This window comes from Paludibaculum fermentans, from assembly GCF_015277775.1.
Classification (GTDB): Bacteria; Acidobacteriota; Terriglobia; order Bryobacterales; family Bryobacteraceae; genus Paludibaculum; species Paludibaculum fermentans.
This window is the reverse complement of record NZ_CP063849.1, coordinates 9,083,878-9,107,739: the sequence shown is the minus strand read 5'-3', so window position 1 is coordinate 9,107,739 and position 23,862 is coordinate 9,083,878. Positions and strand designations below refer to the sequence as shown.

The window sequence follows — 23,862 nt, the reverse complement described above, 5'->3', positions numbered from 1 at the left end:
GCCTGAGGTCCCCCGGCGCGGTATCCTGCCAGTTCGGAAGTTTGGACCGCCTCGTGCAGTAGCAACCAAAGTGAGCCGCACTTCCACTGGAGGGAATCCCATGTCCACTGTCAACCAAAGGCCTGCCGCCGGCCGCTCGCCAGGCGATCATCCAGCGAAGAGTGAGCCGGCCCGGAGAGCGTGGGGCCGCACTGGCGCAGTGCTGCTCTTCGCCGCCCTTTGCCTGGGTGGAGCACAGAGCTTGGCGTGGGCCCAGCCGCCGTCCACGGAGAAGAACCCATCCAGGACGCCGCCCGGTACGCTACGGCCGCAGGAGGATGCGACCCTCGCACGGCCGACGGGAGTGGTTGGGTATTCAAAGCCGACGGAGGCGACGGAGTTCCGCAACTACCTGTTCTCCGCCTTCGGCCCCTACCCTATCGCGGGCGCTGCGTTCGCAGCCGGCATCAGCCAGGCGGGCAACGGCATTCCCGAATGGGGCCAGGGCGCGGAGGGGTTCGGCAAACGCATGGGCTCCAATTTTGGGATCGCCGCGGTGAGCACCACCACGCGATATGCGCTTTCGGCGGCCTTCGATGAAGATGCAGTGTACTATCCGTGCCAGTGCAAGGGCGCGATGCGCCGGCTGGGGCATGCCGTGTTTTCTACGGTAACTGCGCGGCGCGGAGAGGACGGGCATCGGGTCCTGTCATTTCCCGCGATCGTTGCTCCGTATGCGGGGGCAACGACAGCCGTTTATGGCTGGTATCCGGACCGGTACGGAGTGAAAGATGCCTTCCGCATGGGGAACTACAGCATGCTGGCGAATGTGGGCGGGAACATCGCGATGGAATTCCTGTTCCGGGGACAGAACTCCTGGCTCTCCAAATTGCGCCTGAACAACGGGCAGATGGCCGCGCCGTCAGGCACGGGCCGGTGAGGACGGGCACCGGCCCGTTGGTCCGGCTTCTTACCTAAGGAACTCAGAGATCACGCGGCCCTTCGAATCGGGCAGTTTGACGCCTAACAGGTTGGCCAGGGTCGACGCGACATCGAGATTGCGGACACGGTCGAGGGTGGCGCCCTTCTTAATGCCGTAACCGGAGGCGATGCAGATGGCATCCATGTCCTCTTCGGAGTTCAGGAAGCCGTGGCTGCCGCCGATTTGCGGTACTTCGGTGGAGGCCGCTCCGCCGGGCGTGTTGGTGAAGGCATAACCGTCGCGGGCCGCCGCCACGAGGTGGGCCATTTGCGGATCCCTGGCAGGATCGGGGAAGCCGAGCGAGGGGAATTCCTTGGGTCCGGCGACCTGCGTCACGCCTTCGACACCCGCGATCGCGGCGCTGACCTTCGGAGCCAGCTCCGCGGCACGGGCCGGATCGAGATAGATCATGGCGGTGCCGCCCTCGGGAATCACCTGGACGCCGGACGTGATGCCGGCCGCTGCGAGCGCGGGCAGCAGGCGGATCTGCTTGCTGTACTTCTTGAAGCCGTGATCGGAGACGATGATCACGGTGGTGCGGTCGGTCATGCCGGCGCCGCGGATGGCTTCGAGAATACGCGCCACCTGACCATCGAGGAAGGCGATGGCCGCTGTGCCGGCCAGAGTCTTCGGACCGTAAGTGTGGTGCGTGGAGTCGAGGCTCAGCATGTGGAAGAGCATAAGGTTGGGCTTGTGCTCGCGGATGATGTAGCTGGCGGCGTCGGCCCAGATCTGGTCGCGGCGGAAGATGTTGGCCTGGCGGAACTGTTCCACTTCCCGGGCGGTGACGAGGCCTTTGGCGATCATCTCCTGTTCCACTACGCCATCGACGGAGGGCACCTCCTCGAAGGCCCACGTGATGGTCTTCGCCTTGTGAATGGCGACCCAATCGACCTGCGCGGTGGTGAGACCGGCTTTCTGCGCCTGGTCGTAGACCGTGACGGCGTGGACCATCTTTTCCTTCTCGATCCAGGGTTCCACTTTGTGCACGGGCGGAGTTCCGGAGGCGGTGAGCGAGCCATTGTAGAAGAGGCCGTGTTCGCCGGGCAGGACTCCGGTGACGATGGAGGTGTGGTTGGGCCAGGTGACGCTGGGATTCACGGTGGTCATGCGCCTGGCCCAGGCGCCGTCGCTGATCAGTTTGCGCAGGGTGGGTGCGGGCAGATTGGGATCGTCGAAGGCGTAGGCGGGAAAGCCGTCGAGGCTGATGACGACGACCATGCGGTTTTTCGCGGGTACGGGGTTCTGGGCGGACAGCGGCACCAGGGCCGCGAAGAGTGTCAGGAGAAGGGGGAGTCTCATGGGATAAAGAGGGCGGTTCCAAGGGGATTCGAGTCCGGCTGGAACCGCTTCTGATTACACCAGATTTGCCACCCTGCCCGTGTTTCAGCCCAGGCGGAGTTCGATGGAGACGACGGACTGTTTCGGCAGGGTGACTTCCACGCTGCCACCGCGCACGGTGATGGGCAGGGCCGCGGGCTTCACCTCGTCCGGGCGGTCGAAGGTGTTGCGGGCCGCTTTGTCGGCATGGGTGAGAACGGTGGCTCGGGCTTCTGAGGCCGTCCCTGCGCTGAGGCGGATGCGGCAGGCGACCGCGTCGTCGAGGGACGGATTGGTGAGGGTGATGGACATCCGGCCGTCCTTCGTGGAGGCTGAGCCGGATAGTCCGGCCAGGGTGACTGCTCCATTGCGCGAGGGGACTTTGCGCTCGGGGGTCCGGATGTTGAGCTGGGCCAACCGGCCACCCATGTGGCCGCGATACATGTCGAAGACGTGATAGACGGGCGTGCGTGCGTAACGGTCGCCCTGCGCCAGGAACAGGGAGTGCAGGCAGTTGATGGTTTGAGCGACGTTGGCCATGGCGATCTTGCCGGCATGGCGGTTGAAGACATCGAAGGAGACCGCGGTGTGGAGGGCATCGCGCAAGGTGAGTGGCTGGCTGAGCAGGTGGTTCGGCGCCGTCTCTTCTCCTGGCGGATACCAGACACCCCACTCGTCGACGATCAGCTTCGTGTGGTGGGCCTTGTCGTAGGCACCCATGGCGGTCCAGTGCTTATCGATCACCTCTTCCGTGCGCAGGCCCTCGCGGATGACGTCGTACCAGCCGGCGGCGTCGAACTGGCCGACCTTTTCCCTGGTGTTCCGGAAGTCGGTGTAGAAGTGGAGGGAGTAGCCATCGACCTTGGCGCGGTGCTGCGGCAGCATGTTCTCGAAGAAGCCTGTGGTCCAGCCGATGTCCATGTCCTTGGAATGGCCGCGCGGGCCGACGGCGACGAGGTAAGGCTTGGGCTCGTAGACGGGGAATTGCGTGATGAAGCGGCGGTAGAGCGTGGCGTATTCACCGGGATTCATCGCGCCACCGCAGCCCCAGGATTCGTTGCCGACGCCCCACCATTTCACGCCGAAGGGGGCTTTGTCGCCGTTGGCGGCGCGTTCGGCCGCAAGGGAGACGGTGCCGACGGGCGCGTTGCAGTAGAGCACCCAGTCGTGGAATTCCTTGGGGGAGCCGGAGCCGACATTGGCGGCGAGGTAGGGCTCGGCTCCGGTGAGGCGACAGAGACGCATGAACTCGTGGATCCCGAATTCGTTGGTCTCGGTGTGGTCGAAGCCGGGCGGCAGGCTGGCCTGCCAGTAGTTGTAGGTGCGCGGCCGGGCAGAGGCCGAGCCGATGCCGTCGCGCCAGTGGTAGCCGTCGGCGAAGCAGCCGCCGGGCCAGCGAAGGTTCGGGACGGCGAGGCGTTTCATGTCCTCGACAAACTTCAGCCGGATGCCGTCGACGTTGGGGATCTTCGAATTGCGGCCCACCCAGATTCCGTCGTAGATGACGGTGCCGAGATGCTCGATGAAGTGGCCGTAGATGTGCGGGCTGATGGTGTCACCGTCGGCCCGGGGAGTGATCTCGATGTCGGCGTCGGCCGCCAGGGCCGGGCGCACTGCGGCGGCAAAGCCCGCCAACGCGCCGGCCGCTGTCCGAAGTAAAGTGCGTCGCTGCATCCCATACGTCATATCACCAATTGGAGGGCCGGACCGGGGGCAGCGTGCAGGGGCGGCAGGACGCGGAGGTTCCGCTGTTATTCACCAAACTTTGTTGGAACCTGCGGCGATGCCGGCGGTGTCATAGTAAATGTTTAGAAAATGCCGGTGGAGAGCGCCCAAATATATAGAGTTTGTTCCATTTTGATGTTGGTAATCCTCGGAGCCGTGGGCTCGGCCGGGCAGGTGGAGCGCAACAGCTCGATCGCCGGGCGTGTGCTAAACGAAACGACTGGAGCGCCCGTGCGCCGGGCCCTGGTGAGCATCGTCATGGAGGGCCGTGAGAATGTCCGAGGCACGGCGCCTACCGATGGGGAGGGGCAGTTTCTGCTGCGGGCCTTGCCGCCGGGACGGTACTTTATCGGGGCTTCCAAAAATGGATACGGCCCGGTGGACTACGGCGCGCGCAAACCGGGTGGTCCTGGACAAGTTATCAGCATCGGGGCCAACGAGAACAAGTCGGGCCTGATCATCCGCATGCCGCAACTGTCGGCGATCACCGGCTCAGTGACGGGTGTGGGCGGCGGTCCGGCGACTGGCAGCTATGTGCAGGCGTTTCGCCGTTCCTTTCCGCGCGGTAAGCCGGAATGGGTGTACGCCGGAGGGGCGAATGCAGACGACCGGGGTGAATACCGGATTTTTCACCTGCCACCCGGGCAGTATGTCGTGGCAGCGCGCCAGAACCAGTTCCTACCCCCGCAGGTGATGCGGCCGGGCGAACCGGGTGAGCCGGAGCCGCGGGCGATGCCCGCGTTGACCTACCATCCTTCGTCGGTGATTGAAGAGGAAGCCGGTGCGGTCGACCTCAAGCCGGGGGCGGAGATGACGGATGTGGATATCGCGCTCCAGGAGATGGCGCCCGTGCGTTTGAGCGTCCGGGTGCAGGCGCCGCCGGAGGTGGAAGCGAGCCATTCAGAGATGAATGGCGGCGGGCCGGGCCCGCGGATGTACCTGCCGGTCTGGCTACAACGCGTGGGTGGCTCCACGGGCAACCAGGCGCAGGCTTTGAGCGCCAGCAGCGAACAGCGTTACCAGGCCCAGGCGCTGCTGCCGGGCCGGTATATCGTGTCGAGCATGACCGAAGCGGAGGGCAAGAAGTATTCGGCGCGGCAGGAGATTACCATCTCGGGCGGAGCCGTGGAGGTGACACTGACACTGACGCCGAGCATCTATCTGTCAGGGCATGTCCACCTGGTCGGCCCCAACGCGGGTCCGCTGTCCAACATGACGGTCGGCCTGGTTTCGGGCGAAAACGCGCCGATGGGGGTCGAGAACGCCAAAGTGGAGCCGGACGGCTCGTATGTGCTGAAAGGCGTGCCACCGGGCTTGTGGGACATTGTCGTGGAGCCGATCCCCAAGGGCGGCTACCTGAAATCGATGATGCTGGGCAAGATGGACGTGCTCACGAAGGACATGTTCATTACGGCGGAGACGCGGGACCCGTTGGATATCGTAGTGAGTACGCGTGGCGCCGACCTGCATGGCCATGTCGAGGAAGGCTTCGCCACCACGATACTGGCCGCGCCGCAGGGCGAACTCGCACACGTCCTCAGCTTCTACGCGGCGTCTGGAGTCGACGAAAATGGCGATTTCGATTTCCGGGCGCTGACGCCGGGTTCGTATAAGATTTATGCGTTTGAAGAGATGGCACCGCAGGCCTGGCTGGATCCGGAGTTCCTGAAGAACTACCCCGATAGCGGGACTTCAGTGGAGTTGCAGGAAGGCCGTGCTCCGGACCTGAAGGTGAAGGCGATCCCGGGGTCAGGCGGTGCAAGGAAGGGGCCTTGAGATGAGGCGGCTGCTGTTGTGTATCGCGACCTTCGCGCTGGCAGCCGGCGCCCAGCAGAATCAGTTCTTCAATACCACGGGGACACAGGCTGCTGCGCAGCCGGCCGGCTCCCTCAGCGGCCGGGTGGTCGATTCCGCCACCAACGAACCGGCGCGGGAGGTCCAGGTGCTGATTTTTGGCTCGGGCGGCGGGGCCGGTACGCGCACCGTGAGCACCGATGCCTCGGGGCAGTTTTCGGTCGATGAGCTGCCTCCGGGCCAATACTACCTGCAGGCGGCGCATCAGAACTATCCGGGCCCGCTGGGCTTGCCGCAGACCGGAGTGTTCGCGGAGGTTCTGCCTGCGAAGGAGACCAAGGGCGTCACGGTAACCCTCTCACCGCCTGGAGCAGTGTCCGGCCGTGTACTTGACGATGGTGGGGAACCGCTGTCCAACTGCAATCTCATGCTGATGCATGCACCGCTGGGCCGTTCGCCGGGGCAGCCCGCGGGGTTTGCGCAGTCGAATGACAAGGGGGCGTTCCGCATGGCTCCCGTTGGGCCGGACCGCTATATCCTGCAGGCAAATTGCCCGGAAGACCTGCCGGTGGAGAACCTGCTGAGCATGGTAGGTCCGGAGGGGTTTGATCCGCGCGAATCGTGGCAAACCGGCTACTTTCCCGACAATCCAGCGGCCGGAGGCGGAGCGTCATTCGGAGTCACCGCGGGGGCCGACGTGAAGGTGGAGTTCCATATGAAACCGGTTGCCGTCACCTCACTCACCGGGGTCATCACAGCCGCACCGGGCGCCAGTTGGAAGAACCAGCCGATGCTGCAGCTCGCCATCGCGGACAGTATCGTTGGCTCGCAGCAGCCGGCCGCCGTCGCCATGGTCCAACCCAGCAACAGTTTCCGTTTCACCATGGTGCAGCCGGGCAACTACAGGCTGTTCGGGATGACCCAGGATGGTGCGCCGGAGCAGGCGAATGTGGCCGAGGCGGCGGTCAGCGTCGGCTCCGCCCCTCCCCCTCCGATGACCGTGCAGTTCCGGCCGTCGATGACAATCAGCGGCAAGGTAGAGGATCCACATGCGAGTTCGGCGCCTGCCTCCGCTCCGCTGACCCTCAACGTTTTTTCCGGCCTGAGAGGCCCGAAGGCCACGCCATTCACGCCAGCGAAGGGATCAGTGATGTTGATGCCGGCGGGGCCCAACCTGCCGCTCGGGCAGAAGGCCGGCCAGGTGAATGCACAGGACGGCGCCTTCCAGATCCAGGGTGTGACCCCGGGCCGTTGGCGCGTGCGCTATCAGTCGTACCAGGGGCCGGGCTGGATGGAGACCATACATTATGGGGACACGCCGGCGGAGAACCAACAGATTGAGGTAGTAGAAGGCGCCCCTGGAACGCTGAGCATCGTGCTGGGCGGGAGTCCTCCGACGGTCAAGTATGAGCTGAAGGATCCGCCGGGTGATGCCAAGAAATACTGGATGATCCAGGCGTTGCCGGTGGCGCGGGAGGGCTCCGGGAACCAGGCTTATGTGGGCAACAGCACGCCAGGCCACTCGATCACGGCGAATTCGCTGGCGCCCGGCCGCTATCATTTCTTCGCGCTGGAGCAATCCAATGGCGGGGGCATGGTAAATGACCGCCTGCTGGAACTGTTGAGCCGGCAAGTGGAGCCTGTGGAGATTACCGCAAGCAACGACCAGGCCATTGCAGTGAAGTGCTTTTCCGTCGCCGATGTTCAGAAGATGGCGGCGAACTACATCGCGGGGGAAGAACGGTAGGACAGCCAGCGCCCCGCTTTCGCTTGCCACCGAACGGTGTCATAGTAAATGCGTGAGTAATTGAGCCGCAACGCAACAGAATGCTCCGGAATAAACGCCTCTTCATTGCATTAATCCTGGCGACCGGCACGGCCGCCGCGCAGCCGGAGCGAAGCAGTTCGATTGCGGGCCAAGTGGTGAATGCCACCACTGGCGCGCCGGTGAACCGAGCCTCCGTGGAGATCATTCTCGAGGGGCGGTCCGATGTTCGCGGCATGGCGCCCACTAGCGCCGACGGCAGTTTCCTGCTGAGAGCGTTGCCCGCGGGCCGCTACCTGATCAATGTCTCCAAGCCCGGTTATTCGGATATGGGCTACGGAGCCCGCTATCCCGGTGCTCCCGGCCAAGTCATCACGCTCGGCCCGAACGAGAACAAGTCGGGTCTCATGGTCCGGCTGTCACGCCTGGGCTCGATCAGCGGCACCATCCTCGGCACGTCCGGCATGATCGCCCGCGGATCCTACGTCAGCGTGTTCCGCAGGGAGTTCCCGCGCGGCAGGCTGGGCTGGATCCAGGCCGGGGGCGCCACCATCGATGATCGGGGCCAGTATCACATCGGCAACCTCCGGCCCGGCCGCTATATCGTGGCCGCGTACCAGGTGAACATGCCGGTGATTCGCATGGGCACGCCCCGCTCCCCGCAGGAGACCGAGCAGAAGGCGGTGCCGGCCCTGACTTACTATCCCTCCACGGTGATCCAACAGGAGGCAGTGCCGCTCGACATCGGCTCCGGCGAGGCGCGCCGCGATATCGACATCCCCATCCAGGAGATGGCGCCGGTGCGGGTCAGTTTGTGGATTCAACTGCCGCCGGGCGTGACCCCGCAGTTCAGCCAACCTGGGGCCGCCCCTCGCCTCGGGATGCTGCGAGCGCCGGTCTGGATCCGAGGCACGGATGGAGGTCCGGGCGCGCCGATGCACGCGTTCACCGCCACGATGGACGGGCAGGTGGAGTACCAGCCGGTCAATCCCGGCCGTTACATCCTGGCGAGTTCGATGGAGGTCGAGGGGAAGTGTTACGGGGCGCGGAAGGAGATTGCGCTGTCCGGCGGTTCTGTCGACACTTTGCTCTCCTACTCCCCGTGCGTCAATCTTTCCGGTCATCTGCGCATCACAGGGCCCGGCGCCGGCCGGCTCTCCGGTATGCAGGTTGTCCTGAATTCCGGGGAAAACCTACCCATTGACAGGAGGAGCGCCGAGGTCCAAGCGGACGGCTCCTTCATCCTCAAAGACGTCCCACCCGGGATTTGGGATATCTTGCCGGGGCCCATTCCCCTGGGCGGGTATTTGAAGTCCATGATGCTGGGCAAGCTGGATGTGCTGGCCAAGGACATGGTCATTGCGGCGGACACCAAAGATTCGCTGGAGATTGTCATCAGCACCCGCGCGGCGCAACTCCGTGGTCATGTCGAGAACGGCTTCGCCAGCACGATCCTGGCGGCCCCGCAGGGCGAACTGGCAAGCGTCCAATCCTTTTACCTCGCAACCGGTGCGGATGAGAACGGAGACTTTGAATTCCGAAATCTCGCTCCGGGCGCCTACCGGATCTACGCTTTCGAATCAATGGCACCGGGGGCCTGGCGCGATCCGGAGTTCCTGAAGAGTTACCCCGGTCTCGGCACTCCCGTTGAGCTTGGAGAAGGCCGAGCCTCGGATATCAAGGTGACCGCAATCCCCGGCGCTCCAGCGGAAAGGCGGAGCCAATAACATGCGCTGCCTGTTCTTTCTCCTTTGCTTTTGTCTCCCCTGCCCCGCGCAGATTCAGGGAATTGGCAGCGGGCGTCAGGACCAGCAGCAGCAGCAGCCGTCGGGCTCGATCAGCGGAAGCGTGGTGGACGCTGCAAAGGGAGAACCTGTCGCAGGGGCAACGGTAACAGTGCAGGCATTGGGCCCCGGCGGAATGGTCTCCGCCAGCGCGGATCCAGCCGGACAGTTTTCGGCCGCGAATCTGAAGCCGGGCCAATACTACGTGCAGGCCAACCATCAGTCGTACCCCGGCGCGCTGGGCCTGCCCCAAGCCGGGTTACTAGTGGACGTGGAATCCGGCAAAGCGACCACCGGCGTTGTGGTGAAGCTGACGCCGGCAGGCACAGTCTCAGGCCGCATTCTGAGCGATGACGGCGAACCGCTGCCGGACTGCGGAGTCTTCCTGTCGGCGGCGCCGATCGGGACAGTGCCCATCCGTCAGAACAACTACGCGCAATCGAACGAAGATGGCGAGTTCCGCATCGCGCCGGTCGCACCGGATCGCTACCTGCTCGCTGTCCGGTGTTCCCAAGCCCTGCCCGTCGAGCGCCTGCTGGACGTTGTCGGACCAGGAGGGCTGGAGCCCGGCGCCGGTTGGCAGCCAATCTATTACCCGGATAGTCCCACGGCGGCCGGCGCGTCGACGGTCAATGTCGTACCCGGCGCCAATGTGGAAGTCGAGCTGCGCGCGAAACCTCAGCTCGTCACAACGGTTACCGGAGTCGTGATCGCCCCCGATGGATCCCCGCCGGCCGACGGCTACCATGTCATGCTCTATCCGGAAGAGAGTGCCGCGGATCGCGGATCCAACTTCGGTTCGGCGGCGGCCGGAAAGTCCGGCCGGTTCCGCATCCCGATGGTGCCCCCCGGCGCGTATCGCTTCAAGGCGGTCCCGTTCCGGGGTGGATCCCAGCCCGCCTGGTACGCCAGCCAGCGCATCACAGTCGGGCAGACAGCGCCCCCGCCGGTCACGCTCCAACTGCAGACTTCCATCGCGCTCACCGGCAAGGTGGAGGAGCCGCCATCCGAGGCAGCAGGCAATGGGCAAGCGGCGGTCCGCATGAGAGTGGGGCCGATGGGTGGGCCTTCCGGCCAACAACCGGTCAGGGGATCCATCATGCTCAGCGAGGCCGGCCCCAGTCAGAACCTGGAATCACACAGCACCCAGGTGAGTGCCGCGGATGGCACTTTTCAACTGGAAGGCATCACGCCGGGGCGTTGGCGCGTGCAATACCAGTCGTATCAGCGGCCCGCCTGGATCGAGTCCATGCAATACGGCGACACACTGGTGGAGGGCGACGTCATTGAAATTGTGCAGGGCTCGACGGGCACCCTGCTGCTCAGAACAGGCACCAAGGCACCAGAGGTCCACTATGAGCTGAAGGGTGCGCCGCCCCAGGCCAAGACTTACTGGATGATTCAGGCAGTGCCGGCGGACGGCGGGGGCCCCAGGGGTACGAGCATCATCGGCGTCGTGGTTCCGGGGCAACCGGTGCAGGCGAGGCCCCTCGGGCCGGGCCGCTACTCGTTCTTCGCGGTGGAACAGGGGGCAGGCGGCGGCATGATCAATGAACGGGTGAACGAACTGCTGCGCCGTGAGGTCAAGCCAGTTGAACTCTCCGCCGGCCAGGAGCAGACGGTCCAGATCCGATGCTTCCCGACGGACGAGTTGCTCAAGATCGTGGCGAACTTTGTGGCCGGAGAAGCGCGGTAATCCTTCAGCGCCTTACCCGCAGCTCCTGCCAATTATGACGAAACCAATTTCACCCCAATCCATGTCATAGTAATGTTCTCAATTCGCAGCCGAGGCGCAAGATATGGTCAGATATCAAACCGCCGCTATTCTACTGATCCTCGCCGCCCGCACGGCCGCCGCGCAGCCGGAACGGAATAGCTCCATTGCGGGGCGCGTGGTGAATGCGGTCACCGGGGCACCCCTGCGCCGGGCCGCGGTGACCATAGTCCTGGACGGCCGGGACGATGTGCGCGGCATGGCGCCCACCGATGCCGATGGCCAATTCCTGCTGCGGCTGCTGCCGGCGGGCCGCTACCGGATCGAGGTCTCCAAACCCGGCTACGCCGTCATGAACTATGGAGCCAGGTTCCCTTCCAATCCAGGCCAGATTGTGACAGTGGGGCCCAACGAGAACAAGTCCGGGCTCATCGTCCGGCTCCCGCAGTTGGGCGCAATCAGTGGAAGCATCGTTGCGGCCGGCGGAGGCCCGGCCAAGGGCGCATTCGTCCAGGCATACCGGCGAATCTATCGACGCGGCCAGTTGGATTGGAGCCCCGAAGGCAGCGCGCGAGCCAACAATGCGGGCCAATACCGGATCATCCATCTGCCTGCCGGCTACTATATTGTCTCGGCTCGACAGCGCGAGGAGATCGCGGATGAAAAGCCCGGGCCGGTGGTTTCGCTGGAGCCGGCTCCGCGCCAGGTCCCGGCACTCACCTTCCATCCCGCCACTCCGGCTCGAGGCGAGGCCGCTCCGATCCTGCTGGGTACGGCCAGCGAGGCGATGGGCATCAATGTGTCAATCCAGGAGATGGAACCGATCCGCCTGAGCCTCCCGTTCTTCGGACTGCCCGGAGGGAACAGCCCGCTTGTCCAGCGGGCCAATGGGGCGCTCACAGCCCGCCCATTCATCCCCGCACGGATCCGGGAGGTCAACGGAGAATCGGGATACCATCTGCAGATCGCGACGGGCCCCGAGCGCCGCTTTGAGACGCTCGCCCTGGCGCCGGGCAGATATGTGATTACGAGCGCGACTGAGGCCACGGGCGTACTCTATTCGGCCCGCCAGGAGGTGAACCTCACAGGCGGCACCCTCGACGTCCCCCTCTACTTTCGACCCGCCCCGTCCGTTAAGGGCCGCATCCGCCTGGAAGGCCCGAACGGTGGAGCCCTGTCGAGGATGAGCGTCCGCTTGAGCGGATCCGAGATTGGCATCCTGCGCATGGAATCAGCCAAGGTGCAACCAGATGGTTCGTTCTCGATCCCAGCGGTTGCTGCCGGTGTGTGGGATCTGGCGGTGGACGCCATCCCCCCGGGCGGCCACGTCAAATCGGCCCTGCTAGGCCGAACCGATGTCCTGAACGGAGGTCTCCTCGTCTCCAATGACAATCGCGACCCGTTGGAGATTGTAGTGAGCACGGTGAGCGCTCAACTCCGGGGCCGTGTGGACGACCGCCGGGCGACAGTGGTCCTGGCCGCCCCACAGGGCGAGCGAGCCGGCCGCCCGCGTTTCTTCTTCACGGCAGGCCTGGATGAGGACGCCAGCTTCGAGTTCCGAGCTTTGCCCCCGGGCGCATACACAATCTACGCGTTCGAAGAACTGGCCCCGCAGGCGTGGCTCGATCCGGAGTTCCTGCCGCACTACGCAGGACTGGGCACGCCCGTGGAATTGCGCGAAGGCCGCGCCCCGGAGATCGCGGTCAAAACCATCGTGGGCTCCACCGCCACGAGAAGGGTGCAGTGACGTGCAACGATGGCTGCTTGCCCTCTGCCTGTGTGCGATAGCGGTCCGGGGCCAGACCAGCGCGTATCCCGCCAATCAGGGCCGGCCACAGAGCCAACCGCCCTCGGAGCGAGGCTCCGTGAGCGGGCGTGTGGTCGACGCGGCGACAGGTGAGCCCATTGCCGGTGCCCGGGTGACAATCGGCCGCACTGCCAAGACTGACAGCACGAAGCTGGCCACCAGCGACTCGGCAGGAGGATTCTCAGCGGGTGGACTGCCCCCGGGAATCTACATTGTGAGTGCCGCGCACAGCGAGTACCCGGGCGCGCTCAACCTGGCGCAGGAGGGCACCCGCATTGAAGTCCGCGCCGGCAAGGAGACCACTGCCATCGCGGTGAGCCTGAAGCCCGCGGGAACCATCACCGGAGTCGTCCTAAACGACGGCGGAGAGCCTCTTTCCCAATGCGGCGTCGCCCTGCTGCCGGTGCCGCTGGGCGGCGCGGTTCCTCCGGAAGCCGGCAGGGGATCAACTGACGACAAAGGCCGTTTCCGCCTGGAATCCGTCGCACCGGACCGCTACTCCCTCGTGGTGACCTGCGAGCAGGATCTCCCGGCTGAGCACATCCTGGACATCGTCGGCCCGAACGGGTTCGAGCCGCAAGAAACGTGGCAGCGCACGTTCTACCAGAACGGCACAACCCGCTCGGACGCCGTCGAGATCAGTGTCGCCTCCGGAGCCGAGGTGAGCCTTGAGTTCCAGCTGAGGTCCGTCCCCGTCCACACCATCCGCGGCACGGTGACACCAGCTCCGGGCCTGTCCTGGTCGACGGCACCGGAGATCCGCCTGATCCCTGAGGGGCCAGACACTGAGGATTCACTGGAGTGGACCGACTACCTCAACGTGGAAACGGGAACTTTCCGTTTCGAGATGATCCCGCGCGGCGCCTACAGCCTCACAGCCTGGACGACGGATCAGTTCGGGCGCTTGCTGGTTTCCGAGGCCGGCAAGGTGGTGGTCGGACCGGCCGCGCCGCCACTGGTCCAACTCCAGTTGCGAATGAGCACGACGGTCCTCGGCAAGGTGGAGTGGCCTGATGCTGGAGCCGCCACAGCAGCGCCCGCCTCCGCTGGTCAGCGAATCCGGCCGGGAGGAGTTCCGCCCATGGGATCTGCACGAACTGCTTCCGTGGGCATCCTCACGTTGACGCCCGCACGGCCGGGTGGCCCCTTCACGACCCTCACCGGCCGGGTTAGCCCCCAGGAGGGAAGCTTTCAGATCCCCGGAGTGGCGCCGGGCCGCTGGCTTGTCCGCTATGAACAACTACAGCGGCCCGCCTGGGTGGAATCCATGCAGTATGGGGAAGCGCCGGTTGGGAACCAGGAGATCGAAGTGACCCCGGATTCGACCGCAATCCTGAAAATACGTACAAATAGTAAGCTCCCCAATTTGCAGTTCGAGTTTGTCGACATCGCCGCGGCTGCCAAGTCCAATTGTGCACTTCACGCGGTTCCATTCGGAGATGGCAGCCCGAGCAGGCTCATCCACTCGGATGCTGGCCGTGGCGACGGCTTAATGCCCGGAAGGTACCATCTGTTCGGCGTGGAACAACCGGAGGGCGGTGTGAGTCTGAATGAACGCGCGCTCCGGCTTCTCGGCAGGCAAGTGAAGCCTGTGGAAGTTGTGGGCGGCCGGGATCAGACCCTCAATGTGAGATGCTTCGCGGCGGAGGAGGTCCAGAAGATCATCCATCACTACATCGCCGGAGATCCGCGTTAAAGAAGAATGTCGCCCCTTGCAGACTTCTCCAAACGTGTCATAGTGAATAATTGAGAATTACAGCCGGAGTGCCTCGAAATGGTCCGGTATAAACTTTCCGTTGTTCTCCTAATTCTAGGAATGGGCCGAGCCTTCGCCCAGCCGGAGCGCAGCAGCTCGATTGCGGGCCGCGTCGTCAATTCCGTCACGGGCGCGCCGCTACACCGCGCCACGGTCGAAATCACCCTGGAAGGCCGCGACGATGTCCGAGGCCAAGCCGGCACGGAAGGTGACGGCCAGTTCCTTCTGCGAGCGCTACCCGCCGGCCGTTACCGCATCAGCGTCACCCGGCCCGGCTACGCCCCGATGAACTACGGCGCACGCCGGCCCGACGCGCCTGGCCAAATCATTACGCTCGGGGCAAATGAGAACAAGTCCGGGTTGATCATCAGGCTGCCCGCGCTCGGGGAAGTGAGCGGGACGATCACGGGGCTATCGGCGGCTGCGATGAATCCAACCGTCACGGCTCGGCCCGTCGAAGGCACAATCAGTAACTACTTCGGGCGAGGCGGAACCGTCGACCGGTCAGGAGACTACCAGATTGATGGCTTGATCCCCGGGCGTTATCGCCTGTCGGTGGGTTACACGGTGTTGCCGCGGCTGGAACTGTTTCCAGCGAACGCCAATGTCGATCTCAATCGCCGCTATACCTCCTACTATCCTTCCACTCTCAATTTCCACGAGGCGGTGCTCGTCGAGATCAAGCCGGGCGACGAACTCGCGGGCTTCAATATAGCCGCGCAGGTGCCGGCCGAGGCCATGCTTGGCATCCGTATCCTGTGGCCGAAGGATGTCGCAATCCCAAAACCTGCTCCAGGCACGAGCCTTGCAACCCTGATCCTGCAAACACGCCCCACTGGAATCCTTGAGGACCTTTATGTCGGCGGCCAGTCCATCATGGCCGGGGATGAGCGTCCCGTGTATCGGAGTCTCGTCCCCGGACGCTATACATTGAGTGGCACTGTCCAACTCCAGGGCCGCTGTTACTCCGCTCGCGAAGAAGTCAGCGCCGCAGCGGGGGCGCCAACTGTGGAACTGCCTCTTCAGCCCTGTATAGACCTCCGTGGCCGCGTACGCATCTCCGGAGCCCCAGCGCTTCCCGCCAAGCTCACCGTCAGTCTCCGCTCACTGGAATCCGCACCGGTCAATCTGGACCGTTCCACACTCCAGCCCGATGGCTCCTTCGTCATCCCTGGGGTGCCGGCCGGGCGCTGGGCCCTTGCTCTCAGTCCCCTTCCACCTGGCGGCTACTTGAAATCAGTGACGCTGGGCAAACTCGACGTCCTCGACCAGCCCTTCCTCATCTCACCCGCCACTCCGGCTCGCCTCGACATCCTCATCGGAGCGAACGGTGCCGAGGTCAGCGGCCATGTGCAGGAGGGAATCGCCACCATCATCCTGGCGGCCCCGGATGATGCCGCTGCCTCGATTCCCAGCCGTTACGCCACCACCAGCGTCGACGAGCAAGGCAACTTCCGCCTGACGGGACTTCACCCGGGCGCCTACCGTATCTATGCCTTCGATGACATCGAGCCCGGAGCCTGGCTCGACGCCAACTTCCTGGCGGAGTATCGAGCTGCGGGCACACCTGTCCAACTGAAGGAAGGTCCCGGGCCGGCAGTTATCCTCAGGGCCATATCCGGGAATCGTCCGGCAGCGAAGAAAGGGGCTCGTTGAAATGCCCAGCCGCTTCGCCGTTCTCTTCCTCGCCGTGCTTGGCGCGATGGCGCAGCAGACTCCCGGGACTCTCTCCGGAATCGTCGTCGACTCGGCTGGAGTGCCCATCAACGATGCGCGCCTGCGCCTGGTGGACGAGGACGGAAGACAGACGAATCTAGGCCAATCCACGTCCACCCACGCCAATGGGGCATTCCGCTTTGCCGGCGTGAAACCCGGACACTACTTTCTGACTGTCTCCCACCACCAGAACCCTGGCCCGCTGGGTGGCCCACAGATTGGGATCCGAGTGGAGATGAAGCCTGGCCAGGAGACTGAGGGGTTGAAGCTAACGTTCTCTGCGCCCACGGTCGTCTCCGGCCGCGTCCTGAACGATGAGGGTGAACCCGTTGGCGACTGCCATGTATTCATTTCCCCTGTTGCGGTGCAGGAAGGCAGCGCCAGCCGGCTGCACATGGCCGTCACTGGCCATCGTGGCTTTTTCCGGATTGACTCCGTGGCTCCCGATCGGTATGTCGCTTTCACCCGCTGCAACGCCATTCTGCCCACCGAGCACCTGCTCGATGCCGTCCCGCGCAACGGTTTCGAGGCTCGTTCCATGTGGATGCCCGTCTTCTATCCCGACAGCCCTACTCGCGCCGGGGCGCAGCCGTTCGCGGCCGCGCCAGGACTCGACCCTCATCTCGAGTTTCACCTGCGGGCTACCCCCGTCAACTCCCTCACCGGCCCGTTCTCCGCTGCGCCGGGGGTTCGTTGGCAAGAGCCGGTATCGATGGAGATCTATCCAGCCGACGCCGGTGAAGAGCGCCGTTTCGCATCCATATCCGGAAACTCGGACGAGGAAATCGGCTCCTTCTTATTCCAAATGGCGCCGCCCGGCACCTACCGCCTCGTGGCCACCACCAGGGATCGGGGGGCCACTCCGCCGGCCACGGCAAACTTCCCCTTGATTGTGGGCAGTGCCGCACCGGCTCCCTTTCCGATCGTCTTGCGGCCCGGAATCCCCGTCAGCGGAATCGCGGAAGACAGTTTGGGCAGCCGCCTGATTCAGCCGGGCAGCAATGTTTCCTATGTAGTTGAGAACACCCCTACCGGCGCAGTGCGCCACACCGTCGTCCACCCAGCCGGAACCACCACACTGGACTCTGCCGACGCAGGCTCCGAGCTCTTCGCTACGTCTGCCGACATCGATTCCGAGACCGGCCGGTTCACGCTGCCCGCGGTCCCGGCCGGTCGATGGAGGGTCCGCTGCCGACTCAAGTACGACCGTACCTACGTTGAAAGCGTGATCTTCAATGACAAACGTATGGAATGCGGAGTCATTGAGATCAGGGGAGCCCCCGCGCCGGCCCTACGAATCCGCCTGGCACCAAAACCCAACGTGACTTACAAACTGACAAACCAGCCGGCTGATCCTGAGAAGAAATGGATGGTGCTGGCCATCCCCGAGCAACCACTGCTGACTGAGCAGGATGACAATGTCGCCGAAGGTGATCCGGAATCACTCAAGTACGCCAGCCGGATCGTTCCGGGCCGCTACCGCTTCATAGCATTGGAACCGGACTTCGCCGGCAGCCGCGACCACGCACCCCTGCTCCGGGTTCTGGCTCCCAAAGTGGACCCCATCGAGGTCCAGCCTACCGGTGGGCAGACTATCCCCGTCCGATGCTTTACCAAGGCCGAGGTGGAGAAGGCCATCACGACCTATCTCTACGGAGACACCCCGCCCCCGTCAGCCCCATAATGGGCTAGTCATGCTACGCAAGCTACTCGTCCTGACCACCGCCCTCTGCGCCTGCGCCGCCGCGCAAGCATCCAAATCGATTCTGCTGATCACGGACGCCGAAGGCGTCGCCGGCATCTGCCGCCAGGAGCAGACTGAGCCCACCAATCCCGAACTCCAGAAGCTGCTGGCCGGTGAGATCAACGCCGCCATCCGCGGCTTCAATCGCGCCGGCGGAGCCGATGTCGTCGTCTGGGATGGCCATGACGGCAGCCGCACCCTGTCCGCTCTCCAAATTGAAGGCGGACGGCTCGTCATCGGCGCACTTGGACCAAGAATGCTGCTGGAACGGAAATTCTCCGCCATCGCCTTCATCGGCCAGCACGCGCGCGCCAATCGCGAGCGTGCCGTCATGGCCCACAGCTATAGCTCGCAAGGGATCCAGAAGCTGCTCATGAACGGCAAAGAGGTGGGCGAAATCGAAACCCGCAGCGCGCTCGCCGGCTGGTACAACACGCCCGTCATCCTGCTCACCGGAGACCAGGCCGCCACGGAAGACCTCCACGCGATTGTGCCCCAGGCCGTGACCGTCGCCGTCAAAGAAGGCGTCGGCTACTACGCCTGCATCTCGGACAATGCAACCACCGCCAACATGCGGATTGAAGCCGGCGCCTACGAGGCCTTGCGCAAGCTCAGCCAGATCCCGCCGTACCGCATCGAGGGGCCCGTCGAGATCATCCAGGAAGCCACCACACGCTCCACGCCATCACCCGACGCCGTACTCCTGCCCGGCGTCGAACACATCGGCCCCCGCACGACGCGCTTCCGGGGTAAGGATTTCATGGAAGCCTGGACCCTTTGGGCCGGCCGCTAGTTCTTCGCCGGCTTCACTTCCGACACGACTCCATCCACCACCCGCACCGTACCTACCGCCACGCCGTGGTTGGCGTAGCGATAGATCTCCGTCAGGTGCCCTTCTTCGGGCACGCTGATCTTGTATGAGGCCGTCCCCAGGCGCTCAGCCAGTTCGCTCCTGGGCGCGCCAGTTGTTAGTTTGGCGAACTCCTGCGGAGTGGCCACGATGCGCGGCGGCGTTGCGGCGTAGCTCCGCGCAGGACCGTAGGCAGCGGCCGGCTCCGAGGCTTCGGCCGCCGCCGTGCTCCTGCGTGTCACTCGAGTACGCCGCGAATGCGCCGCTCCAGAGGTGCTGGAGGAATCGCCCATGGACTTCGTGCCCGCCTGGGCCTTGACCTTCGCCTCGGGCTCGGGGTTCCCCTCCGCCTCCTTCGTCACCGCCGCCACACGGCCGAAGACCTTGTCCAAGCCGTTGCTGATCGCCTTGCCACCCACGCTGCCGGCCGTGCCCACAGCCGCGGCCGCCGCGTGTTCCACCATTGCCTGACCAAAGCAGCAGCTCGCCGCGGCGCAGAGCAGAGTCATTCGCAGGGCCGGAATCTTCATGCGTACCTCTTACCGAAGATGCTAACGGGCATGCCGGGCGCGAACCATCGTAGAACTCCCTTAGTACTCCGCCGGAAATCACCCGGTCTTTCTCCTACACAACCGTAGCTGGGCGGGTGCGAACCGCTTGGGCGCTCCCAGCCGCATCTGATACTGTGGCTCCACGGGATCTGATTTCCAGACCTGAATACTCCAATGCCGGAGGCCCGAAATAGGCACCCATGGACACCACCCGCCGGACTTTCCTAGGCGCCACCGCAGCCGCGCCCACAGCCCTGGCCGCCGCGCAAACGCAGGCATCCCCCTCGGCTCCGCTCGACAGCAGGGCCCTCGCAGGCCGCCATCCCTTCGTCCGCACTCAACCCACGCCGACGTTCTTTGAAGGGCTGTTGCTGGGCAATGGCGACATCGGTGTGTGCCTCACCGTACGACCCGACGCCCTGGGCCTCCACATTGGGAAGAATGACGCATGGGACATCCGCGTCAGTGACGAGCACGTCCCGCACATCAAGACCTTCCAACAGGTGCTCGAACTGTGGAAGCGCGCCGGCGACGAGGCCAAGCGGCAGGGCAAGCCGGAGATGACGTTCCTGGAGTCGAAGATCGACTTCTTCCGCGAATACTCCGACCTTATGCAGTCTTCCTACCGCAAGCCCTGGCCGCGGCCCTGGCCCTGCGGCACCATCTGGCTGCATTGGGATTCGCGCCTGGTGCGCGTGGTCCGGCAGGAACTCGACATCGCCACCGGTGCCGCGACCCTTACCTTTGAACACGACGACCTGCGCGGAACGGTGCGCCCCTTCCATCTGACCTGCTTCGTGAGCCGCGAGAACGGCCATATCAGCCTGTCCAGCGATGGCCCGGTGCCCGTCCTCTCCGTCGCCTATCAGGCCAACTGGGATGATCAGGCGAAACTGCCGGAACCGAAACTGTGGGCCGAGGGCAACCGCTTCTCGGGCTACCAACTCTTCCCGGCGACCGCGCCTACCGACGCCGTCCCCCACCCGCCCGCTTCGCCCAAGGACACCAACTTTTCGCTTCACGGGATCCTGGCCGGCAACTGGAGCGTCCAACCGGAGGAGCCGAAGCGTCATCGGGTCCTGTTGACCTCGTCCGCGGCCCAGCCCCTGCGGCTCGACCTCACGCTCTTCACACCCCGCGATCACGTGAACGCGGCAGACCATGCCCGCGATGAGGCCGCGCGCCTCTCCACCGTGCCCGTCGCCACCCTGCGCACCGACTCCGCCAGGCAGTGGGCCGCGTTCTGGAATCACTCCGCCGTCGGGTTCCAGGACAAGGATCTGGAGCGCACCTGGTACCAGAATCAGTACGTCCTCGCCTGCTGCCTGAAGCCCGGCAAGATCGCACCCGGCCTCTTCGGCAACTGGAGCAGCGGCCGCATCGGCACCGCCTGGCATGGCGACTACCACATGAACTACAACACCCAGCAGGTATGGTGGGGCGTCTTTTCCAGCAATCACGTCGAGCAGCACGAGCCCTATACGCGGCTGGTGGAGTCGCTCATGCCCATGGCCGAGTGGAATGCCCGCGTGCAGTTCGGCCTGCCCGGCGCCTACTTCCCGCACTCCGCTTATCCCGTACCCAGCGCCGCCAACCCCTACCCTGCCCCGCCCTGGGGTTACGAGATCTGTGAAACGCCTTGGACCGTCCAAAGCCTGTGGTGGCAGTACCTCTACACGCTCGACGAGGCGTACCTGCGCCGCGTTTACCCCATGCTGCGAGCCGCGGCCGACTTCCTGGTTGCCTTCGTCAAGAAGGGCGACGACGGCAAGTACCACATCGCCCCCACGGTCTCGCCCGAGAACTGGGGCGCCACCGTCGACTTCCGTCTGAACCGCGACTGCATCATCGACATCGCCCTCACCGCGTTCCTGCTCGATGCCGTCGGCGAAGCCGCCGCGCGTCTCAACACCGATCGGGATCAGTTGGCGCGCTGGAAAGAGGTCCGCCAGAATCTGGCGCCGTATCCCGATGTGGAAGGGCCGTACGGCCGTGTTTGGCTCGACGTGCTCGACGCCCCGGCCGAGTATGTCTACAACGTGCCGGTGACGCTGGCTCCGGTCTTTCCCGGAGAACAGGTAGGGCTCGACCAGCGCAGGGACCAGTTGGAAATCGCGCGCCGCACGGCCCGCACCGTGAGACTGGAGGGCGGCAACGACCTCGTCTGGCAGCCGCTGGCGCGGGCCCGGCTCGGGATGCTGGATCTCGACTGGTTTAAGCGCGAAGTCCGCTACTGCACTACCCCGCTCGGCGTCGCCAACGATCGCCTGCGCCAGACCGGAGGCCGCTATCGCGATGAGACCAATTACGACTACATGATGGAGATGGGCGTCTGGACGGAGAACCTCTCGCTACCCGCGGTCCTCAATGAGTGTCTGCTGCAGAGTTACAGCGGGGTGATCCGGCTGTTCCCGAATACGCAGAACCTCGGTCCGGCGAATTTCCGGGACCTGCGCGCCGCTGGAGCGTTCCTCGTTTCCGCTGCCTGGAACGGGTCGCGGGTGACTGCGTTGAGTATCAGGAGTGAGAAAGGCGCCAAAGTCCGGCTGGTGAATCCGTGGCCGAAGGGCAAGCCGCAGGTCGTCCGGCAGGCGGATGGAACGGTTTGGCCGCAGAAGGCGGAGGGCGAGATCGTGGAGTTTGAGACGAAGCCGGGCGAGGTGTATGTGGTGCGGGGGTAGCGCGCGTTTCCGGCTATCTCTTTCATATGCGATAGCATATTGATGATCTACATTGATATGTGATCGCATATCTACTGATCGAATTTGATTGACAGGCGATATGCGATGGCATATGTTGATTGCAGGTCCATATGCCAGCGCATATCGATTCCCAGCGACTCGCAGGCCTGCCCGAAGCCATGCGCCAAGCCCTCGCCTCGGCTCGCCGCGCCCGCAAATGGAGCCAGCTCGAACTGGGCCGCCGCATCGGCCTCCCGCAGGTCCACATCTCTGCCATCGAGTCGGGTAAGGTTACACCCCGCTTCAACACCCTTCTCGACCTCGTACGCGTCCTCGACTTCGACTTGCTGCTCATCCCCCGGCCATTGGTGCCCGCCGTCCAATCGATGGTCCGCGATTACGCTCAGCCCGCCAGCGACGACGACCGCCCGCTCTACGCCACCGATCCCGACGACGAGGCCGGCGATGACGCCTGAGCTTGAGCGGACGCACGTCCTCGGCGTCTATCTGCACGACCGCCTGGCCGGCACGCTCACCCGGCTGGCGGGCGACCAACATCTCTTCTCCTTCGAACAGCATTATGTGGACGATCCAGGCCGCGCCACGCTCAGCCTGGGCTTCAAGGCCTCCAGCGGCGGACTGGTCACCCGCGCCCGCCCGACCCTCCGTCGGCTCCCGCCATTCTTCGCAAACCTACTGCCGGAGGGGCATTTGCGGACATACCTCGCGGCCAAGGCAGGCGTCCATCTGGAGCGCGAGTTCTCCCTGATGGCGGTGCTGGGCGCCGACCTAAGTGGCGCCGTCGTGATCCGTCCCATGGACAGTGTCAAACCGGCAGCGCAACCGCCGCGCCCCGGAGCCATTCGCTTCTCGCTGGCCGGAACGCATTTGAAGTTCCCGGCCATCCTGGAAGCAGCGGGCGGCCTGACCATCCCGGCGCAAGGCATTGGTGGCAATTGGATCGTGAAACTACCCTCCACCCAATGCCCGTCGGTCCCGGAGAACGAGTTCGTGATGCTGGAACTGGCGCGGGCCATCGGAATCCAGGTACCACCCCTACGCCTGCTGCCCGTCGCCGAGATCGGCGGACTCCCGGCGGACTTTGCCCGCCTTCCCGGCCAAGCCCTTGCGGTGCAGCGCTTTGATCGCACGGCGAACGGCAGGCGCATCCACATGGAGGACTTCGCCCAGGTCTTCGGCCAGTTACCCGAGGACAAACACAAGGGCCGCAGCTACGCCAACATCGCGGCCGTGCTCCGTGCGGAGACGGCGGGCGACGCCACCGGCGACTTCCTCCGGCGCATCGTCTTTTCAGTCCTCATCGGTAACGGCGACATGCACCTCAAGAACTGGGCGCTGCTCTACCCCGATGGCCGCGTCCCGACGCTGGCGCCTGCCTACGACTACGTCTCTACCCTGCCCTACCTCCGCGAAGACCAACTGGCTCTGTCGTTCGGGGGCAGCCGCGCCTTGCATGAAATCACCCTCGATCAGGTCCGCCGCTTCGCGGATCGGGCCGGCCTGCCCATGGCCCCGGCCTGGGACACGGTGCGCACAACAGCCGAACTGACAGCGCGCGCCTGGAAAGACCTTCCGCAGAAGGACCTGTTGCCGCCCGAACTGCGCCTGACCATCGGAGCACAGATCCGCAGGGTGGCCGCGTCCATCGCCGCCGCCTGAGCGCTCCCAACAGC

The 23,862-nt window shown here is 64.6% G+C and carries 16 protein-coding genes; 13 read left to right on the top strand and 3 right to left on the bottom strand.

The window, feature by feature from the left end; all coding sequences use genetic code 11:
• The first annotated feature begins 100 nt into the window (after positions 1-100).
• Positions 101-919, top strand: coding sequence for a hypothetical protein (locus tag IRI77_RS36135; protein ID WP_194449772.1), 819 nt, complete (start codon positions 101-103; stop codon positions 917-919).
• A 30-nt stretch (positions 920-949) separates the two neighbouring features.
• On the opposite strand, the gene IRI77_RS36130 is transcribed toward IRI77_RS36135, so the two are convergent.
• Both IRI77_RS36130 and IRI77_RS36125 read right to left on the bottom strand, forming a co-directional pair.
• A complete protein-coding gene (locus IRI77_RS36130) occupies positions 950-2,263 on the bottom strand; it encodes an alkaline phosphatase family protein (protein ID WP_194449771.1) in 1,314 nt (437 codons plus the stop codon).
• An 84-nt stretch (positions 2,264-2,347) separates the two neighbouring features.
• Positions 2,348-3,955, bottom strand: coding sequence for an alpha-N-arabinofuranosidase (locus tag IRI77_RS36125; protein ID WP_228486501.1), 1,608 nt, complete (start codon positions 3,953-3,955; stop codon positions 2,348-2,350).
• Between the two features lie 186 nt (positions 3,956-4,141).
• Here IRI77_RS36125 and IRI77_RS36120 point away from each other — a divergent pair, with 186 nt between their 5' ends.
• The 9 genes from IRI77_RS36120 to IRI77_RS36080 all read left to right on the top strand — a co-directional run bounded on the left by IRI77_RS36120 (position 4,142) and on the right by IRI77_RS36080 (position 18,879).
• On the top strand, positions 4,142-5,782 hold the full coding sequence (locus IRI77_RS36120; protein WP_194449769.1) for a carboxypeptidase-like regulatory domain-containing protein: 1,641 nt from the start codon (positions 4,142-4,144) through the stop codon (positions 5,780-5,782).
• A 1-nt stretch (position 5,783) separates the two neighbouring features.
• The gene (locus IRI77_RS36115; protein ID WP_194449768.1) at positions 5,784-7,547 is read left to right on the top strand and encodes a carboxypeptidase-like regulatory domain-containing protein; all 1,764 of its coding nucleotides are present in this window, start codon (positions 5,784-5,786) and stop codon (positions 7,545-7,547) included.
• An 80-nt stretch (positions 7,548-7,627) separates the two neighbouring features.
• Positions 7,628-9,292, top strand: a complete 1,665-nt coding sequence (locus tag IRI77_RS36110) for a carboxypeptidase regulatory-like domain-containing protein (protein WP_194449767.1) — start codon at positions 7,628-7,630, stop codon at positions 9,290-9,292.
• A gap of 1 nt (position 9,293) precedes the next feature.
• Entirely contained in the window at positions 9,294-11,045 is a 1,752-nt protein-coding gene (locus tag IRI77_RS36105; protein WP_194449766.1) for a carboxypeptidase-like regulatory domain-containing protein, read from the top strand.
• Between the two features lie 103 nt (positions 11,046-11,148).
• Positions 11,149-12,810, top strand: a complete 1,662-nt coding sequence (locus tag IRI77_RS36100) for a carboxypeptidase-like regulatory domain-containing protein (protein ID WP_194449765.1) — start codon at positions 11,149-11,151, stop codon at positions 12,808-12,810.
• Position 12,811: 1 nt separating this feature from the next.
• Positions 12,812-14,566: a carboxypeptidase-like regulatory domain-containing protein gene (locus tag IRI77_RS36095; protein WP_194449764.1), complete on the top strand. Its 1,755-nt coding sequence runs from the start codon at positions 12,812-12,814 to the stop codon at positions 14,564-14,566.
• Positions 14,567-14,686: 120 nt separating this feature from the next.
• Positions 14,687-16,282 (top strand): carboxypeptidase regulatory-like domain-containing protein, encoded by a 1,596-nt coding sequence (locus IRI77_RS36090; protein WP_194449763.1) that lies wholly within the window; start codon positions 14,687-14,689, stop codon positions 16,280-16,282.
• Position 16,283: 1 nt separating this feature from the next.
• Positions 16,284-18,026: a carboxypeptidase-like regulatory domain-containing protein gene (locus tag IRI77_RS36085; protein ID WP_194449762.1), complete on the top strand. Its 1,743-nt coding sequence runs from the start codon at positions 16,284-16,286 to the stop codon at positions 18,024-18,026.
• A gap of 10 nt (positions 18,027-18,036) precedes the next feature.
• Complete coding sequence (locus IRI77_RS36080; protein WP_194449761.1) at positions 18,037-18,879, top strand: M55 family metallopeptidase; 843 nt, start codon at positions 18,037-18,039, stop codon at positions 18,877-18,879.
• Here IRI77_RS36080 and IRI77_RS36075 read toward each other — a convergent pair.
• Positions 18,876-19,466: a hypothetical protein gene (locus IRI77_RS36075; protein WP_194449760.1), complete on the bottom strand. Its 591-nt coding sequence runs from the start codon at positions 19,464-19,466 to the stop codon at positions 18,876-18,878. The genes IRI77_RS36080 and IRI77_RS36075 overlap by 4 nt on opposite strands.
• Before the next feature lie 221 nt (positions 19,467-19,687).
• Here IRI77_RS36075 and IRI77_RS36070 point away from each other — a divergent pair, with 221 nt between their 5' ends.
• The 3 genes from IRI77_RS36070 to IRI77_RS36060 all read left to right on the top strand — a co-directional run bounded on the left by IRI77_RS36070 (position 19,688) and on the right by IRI77_RS36060 (position 23,848).
• Positions 19,688-22,168, top strand: coding sequence for a glycosyl hydrolase family 95 catalytic domain-containing protein (locus tag IRI77_RS36070; protein ID WP_194449759.1), 2,481 nt, complete (start codon positions 19,688-19,690; stop codon positions 22,166-22,168).
• 131 nt (positions 22,169-22,299) lie between these two features.
• Entirely contained in the window at positions 22,300-22,644 is a 345-nt protein-coding gene (locus tag IRI77_RS36065) for a helix-turn-helix transcriptional regulator (RefSeq protein WP_194449758.1), read from the top strand.
• A complete protein-coding gene (locus tag IRI77_RS36060) occupies positions 22,634-23,848 on the top strand; it encodes a type II toxin-antitoxin system HipA family toxin (RefSeq protein ID WP_194449757.1) in 1,215 nt (404 codons plus the stop codon). The genes IRI77_RS36065 and IRI77_RS36060 overlap by 11 nt, the downstream gene beginning before the upstream one ends.
• The last annotated feature ends 14 nt before the right edge of the window (positions 23,849-23,862 follow it).

Bases quoted from the DNA above. Each gene is read 5' to 3' on its own strand.
- IRI77_RS36105 (WP_194449766.1), top strand. From the start codon at position 9,294: ATGCGCTGCCTGTTCTTTCTCCTTTGCTTTTGTCTCCCCTGCCCCGCG.
- IRI77_RS36075 (WP_194449760.1), bottom strand. From the start codon at position 19,466: ATGAAGATTCCGGCCCTGCGAATGACTCTGCTCTGCGCCGCGGCGAGC.
- IRI77_RS36110 (WP_194449767.1), top strand. From the start codon at position 7,628: ATGCTCCGGAATAAACGCCTCTTCATTGCATTAATCCTGGCGACCGGC.
- IRI77_RS36065 (WP_194449758.1), top strand. From the start codon at position 22,300: ATGCCAGCGCATATCGATTCCCAGCGACTCGCAGGCCTGCCCGAAGCC.
- IRI77_RS36060 (WP_194449757.1), top strand. From the start codon at position 22,634: ATGACGCCTGAGCTTGAGCGGACGCACGTCCTCGGCGTCTATCTGCAC.
- IRI77_RS36080 (WP_194449761.1), top strand. From the start codon at position 18,037: ATGCTACGCAAGCTACTCGTCCTGACCACCGCCCTCTGCGCCTGCGCC.
- IRI77_RS36135 (WP_194449772.1), top strand. From the start codon at position 101: ATGTCCACTGTCAACCAAAGGCCTGCCGCCGGCCGCTCGCCAGGCGAT.
- IRI77_RS36100 (WP_194449765.1), top strand. From the start codon at position 11,149: ATGGTCAGATATCAAACCGCCGCTATTCTACTGATCCTCGCCGCCCGC.
- IRI77_RS36090 (WP_194449763.1), top strand. From the start codon at position 14,687: ATGGGCCGAGCCTTCGCCCAGCCGGAGCGCAGCAGCTCGATTGCGGGC.
- IRI77_RS36130 (WP_194449771.1), bottom strand. From the start codon at position 2,263: ATGAGACTCCCCCTTCTCCTGACACTCTTCGCGGCCCTGGTGCCGCTG.
- IRI77_RS36085 (WP_194449762.1), top strand. From the start codon at position 16,284: ATGCCCAGCCGCTTCGCCGTTCTCTTCCTCGCCGTGCTTGGCGCGATG.
- IRI77_RS36070 (WP_194449759.1), top strand. From the start codon at position 19,688: ATGGACACCACCCGCCGGACTTTCCTAGGCGCCACCGCAGCCGCGCCC.
- IRI77_RS36115 (WP_194449768.1), top strand. From the start codon at position 5,784: ATGAGGCGGCTGCTGTTGTGTATCGCGACCTTCGCGCTGGCAGCCGGC.
- IRI77_RS36120 (WP_194449769.1), top strand. From the start codon at position 4,142: ATGTTGGTAATCCTCGGAGCCGTGGGCTCGGCCGGGCAGGTGGAGCGC.
- IRI77_RS36125 (WP_228486501.1), bottom strand. From the start codon at position 3,955: ATGCAGCGACGCACTTTACTTCGGACAGCGGCCGGCGCGTTGGCGGGC.